At 47.1% G+C, this 3,316-nt stretch carries 4 protein-coding genes; 2 read left to right on the top strand and 2 right to left on the bottom strand.

Annotated elements, in window-relative coordinates; translation table 11 throughout:
• Together OGW16_RS02085 and OGW16_RS02080 are read left to right on the top strand one after the other, a co-directional pair.
• On the top strand, positions 1-1,232 hold a 1,232-nt coding region (locus OGW16_RS02085), incomplete at its 5' end, for a phage tail fiber protein (protein ID WP_502873961.1).
• Between the two features lie 12 nt (positions 1,233-1,244).
• The gene (locus OGW16_RS02080; protein ID WP_286517670.1) at positions 1,245-1,775 is read left to right on the top strand and encodes a tail fiber assembly protein; all 531 of its coding nucleotides are present in this window, start codon (positions 1,245-1,247) and stop codon (positions 1,773-1,775) included.
• Here OGW16_RS02080 and OGW16_RS02075 read toward each other — a convergent pair.
• Together OGW16_RS02075 and OGW16_RS02070 are read right to left on the bottom strand one after the other, a co-directional pair.
• Entirely contained in the window at positions 1,747-2,328 is a 582-nt protein-coding gene (locus tag OGW16_RS02075; RefSeq protein ID WP_286517668.1) for a tail fiber assembly protein, read from the bottom strand. The genes OGW16_RS02080 and OGW16_RS02075 overlap by 29 nt on opposite strands.
• Positions 2,328-3,316, bottom strand: a 989-nt coding sequence (locus OGW16_RS02070) for a tail fiber protein (RefSeq protein WP_286517667.1), incomplete at its 5' end; no start/stop codon positions are given. The genes OGW16_RS02070 and OGW16_RS02075, both read right to left, overlap by 1 nt.

Below are 3,316 nucleotides of genomic sequence, written 5' to 3'. Positions count from 1 at the left end.
TTGGTTTAGTAGAAACGATAAATCGCGCTGCTGGATCACTGCAAAAAGACCAGAACGGCGCGGATATACCACAACCTGATTTGTTTGTACGGAATGTCGGCGCTGCGCGGGCATTTAGCAGCTTTGTAAGCATTGGCGGGGGCGGTGACTGGACAACTGCGGAGTTTATCGTCTGGCTTGAATCACAGGGGGCATTTAATCATCCGTATTGGATGTGTAAAGGCTCATGGTCATACGGTGATAACAGGGTTATTACTGATACAGGATGCGGGAATATCCAGTTAGCCGGTGCGGTTGTTGAGGTCATGGGCGAGCGTGGTGCGATGACTATTCGTATCACTACGCCAACAACCGCAACAAGTGGAATTCCCAGTGCTCAGTTTACCTACATTAATCATGGCGATGGGTATTTACCAGGCTGGCGTCGAGACTTTAATACCAAAAATAAGCCAACATCCGGGGATGTTGGGGCGCTGCCAGTAACTGGCGGGGAGATTCAAGGGGATTTGAGTGTAACAGGAATTGCGTCAATTTCTGCGCTTAAGGCGAATAGAGTCTTGTCTCACAATGCTGCAACACCAATCGAGTTTGGTCTGGCCAATCAGGTTAGCGGCAACCATTACTGGGATATTCATACAACGTATCCTGAAATTGATTATGATTACAGGGTTGCGTTTAATAATGCGGGTAACCGTATCGATTTATTGCATAAAACTGGTTATGCAGGTTTAAATGTCGGTGGTTTTGGTGCGCGAAGTATACAAATTGAAAACATTGACAGGAGAACGGGTAATGGTCTTATTGCTAACTATGACCCTTCTGGTGTTTTAGCTGCTAACTATGGTTATTATCAGGGTTTTTTCTCAGTTAATTTTTACAATGAAAATACTGGCGCATGGATAAGCAATCCCGTAGCAATAAAACCAGATGGCACCTGTCTTTTTGGCGCTGTTTTTGATAATGGTCAGCGAGTCTATTCTCCACATAACCCACAACCCATAGATTTTACTGGCTATGCAACGCAAAGCTGGGTGTTGCAAAACTTTGTCCAGAACATCGACCTTACCGCACCTGCTGAGGTTGGATTTTGGGACGGGCGGGGTTATATGCGCCCGACTGATGGTGCGGCTATGTATAACTTTAATATGGTCGGTGGCTCAAGTAACGTTGGTAATTTTATTATTCGCTATATGCGAAAACAGGTTAATAACATATGGTACGTCATTAACTAAAAGGAAATAAAAATGCAGAGTTTTGGTAAATTCATTCCTTACATTCCTGATGTCACAAACAGGCCAAAAGTTATTGACGGCCAGAATGTCCTGTTTTTACAGGATGACAAAGGTAATGACTGGTATGACGTAATAGAGTTATTTGATGAATCAAAGACGCTGAAAATCGGCTATGACGATGATGGTCGCGTAAGAACATTCACGACAAATATTCATGCGCTTTTCCCGGTTAATCTCAGTGTTGTTGAGCTCCCGGCGACAAAAGCTAATCTGCGCGTCACGCTGGGGGATGACTGGTTTTATAAAGACGGGAAATTGCAGCAAATCCGCAATCACCTGGCTGACGCAGAAGCGGAACGCGACCGCCGCATGGCTAAAGCTACATCGCGTATTGACTGGCTGGAAGCTGCGCAAAATGATGGTGATATCTCAGCAAGTGAAGAAACAGAGCTGGCGGCGTTGCGAAGCTATCGCACCGAGTTACGCCGCCTCGATTTGTCTTCCGCGCCTGATATTAACTGGCCTGAATATTCGGGGGCGTAGGCCATTCGGGTTTTGAGGTATCTACCCGGTTAAGCAAGACACGGTATTTCTTCCACTCCAGCAAAAGTGCGGTTTCAACTTTCGTTGCCATGTCCAGATCAACAGCATCCTGTAAGGGTGCGATAGCGGATGTTGCAACCGCCAGAAGATTTATTTTTTCCTGTTCCGCCAGCATCAGAAGATGCTCATTTTCCGCATCGGTATCGTGGACCCACTGTGCTCCGTTCCACTTAACAAAATGGCCTTCCGGCGCAACGGAAACAACATCGTCAGGTAACTTACCTAACTGGTCAATTGTGGTAGCTTTCCCGGTTTGAATGTCGTAGACAATTTTCCCTCGATGGTCCTCAACAAGTGACCATTTTTCTGACTCATAATTAAATACAGCGACAAAACCAGCCTTCGCTGACGGCGGGGCAATATTGGTACTGTAAGCAGGTAATCCCGTATTAGCCGGGATAAACCCATCACATTTCCCAATATATTCATTTGTATCTGCACGAAGGTTGTAGAGAGTAATAGTCCGGTTTTCTCCGGTCATTTCAAAAGTCATCAGGCAAGCCTCACAATATAGTTAAACGCAATATTTTTAACGGTGTTTTCTGCATTTCCGGTTGCATGAACGGTCGCAGCATGTCCGTGATACCCCATAACCACATAATGGTCATGCGCACCGATACCCACCCAGTGATCATGAGGGCCAATCCACGTCACATGAGCATGATTACCACTTCCCTCAATACGATCTCCAGCTGACCATGAAATATTCGACGAGTGCATCCCCAGCCCCTGGCCGGGAGTATCCCGGTATGCAGACGTTGAGCAATACCGGAAGTTATGTGCGTGCCACCCCCCTTCTGTGGATGACTTATTTCCGTAATCAAAACTGGTTGTTGGTTTCGAACCATAATCAAAAGAGCTGGTGTATTTCGTTCCCAAATCGGTATCGGAAATACTGGCTCCGTGGGTATGCGATATAACACCATCTTGTTCATACGAAAGCGCCGCCCGGCCGTTCGGTTTACCCTTAATCGTCTGACCTCGCATGTCCGGGATAACCCCCGCAGGATAGGCAATCGCAAGCAATGGATAGACGGCTTTATCAAAGGGTTGCCCCTGCATTAAGGCGTACCCTGTCGGGGTAACATCCGATGGCCAGGGGATAGGCGCGCCGACAGGGTAAGAATCTTCCGGCATCCACGGTGTCCATGCCTGCGTTGAATACTTGCTACGCGTATAACTGCGGGATGAGTTGTACACGCGGTAAATCTGTGTCACTCCGGCGCTTCTCAGTACCATCAGAGAACCTGCATTGTTCTCCGGGTAATTCAGTGCTGCACTGGTATTAGCGTTCGCCCCCTGAAAATAAAGCCCTGGCACCTGGTAATCATCCAGATTCTGATTTTCACCAATCCCCACAACTTGCCCGTCAAAAATATCCTGCGCCGTGACATTGACGTCCGCAGCCAGTTCATGACCATTAACTCTGCGTTTTGAAGGTACTGCGCCAGCAGCCAGTTTTATTGTTTCTAACAAACCAA

Source organism: Citrobacter sp. Ce104, from assembly GCF_030334595.1.
In the GTDB taxonomy this organism is placed as follows: domain Bacteria; phylum Pseudomonadota; class Gammaproteobacteria; order Enterobacterales; family Enterobacteriaceae; genus Citrobacter; species Citrobacter europaeus.
This window is presented reverse-complemented; position numbering and strand designations above follow the sequence as displayed.